This is a genomic window from Pseudoalteromonas sp. S1612 (assembly GCF_005887175.1).
Classification (GTDB): domain Bacteria; phylum Pseudomonadota; class Gammaproteobacteria; order Enterobacterales; family Alteromonadaceae; genus Pseudoalteromonas; species Pseudoalteromonas undina.
The window spans coordinates 1-330 of sequence record NZ_PNDH01000105.1 but is presented as its reverse complement, the minus strand read 5'-3'; the positions used below and the strand labels follow the sequence as shown (position 1 = coordinate 330).

Genomic DNA, 330 nt, shown 5'->3' with positions numbered 1-330 from the left:
CTCTACTTCAAGTTCAGGCTCAGCTTCAATTTCTGGCTCTACCTCAGGCTCAGGCTCAGGCTCAGGCTCAGGCTCAGGCTCAGGCTCAGGCTCAGGCTCAGCAAAAGATGAAGCGATAGATTCTACATCTTCACTATTTAACTCTTCTTGCGCGTCAGTTAAATCTTCAATTGAGTCCGCCAATGCATGATCTATTTCAGAATCATGAACATCACTTTCAGGTTGCTCAGTATCTAGTACATCGTCAATATCTACTTCGTCTTCTTCAACTAAGCTGTCGATATCTGGCTCTTCAATTTGAGCTTCAGTAGTAGTTGGTTGCTCAGCATC

Annotated in this window: 1 protein-coding gene; it reads right to left on the bottom strand. The window is 44.5% G+C overall.

Translation table 11 applies throughout. The annotated features are described in order from the left end of the window. Positions 1-330, bottom strand: a 330-nt coding sequence (locus tag CWB78_RS18820) for a hypothetical protein (RefSeq protein ID WP_212750866.1), incomplete at both ends; no start/stop codon positions are given.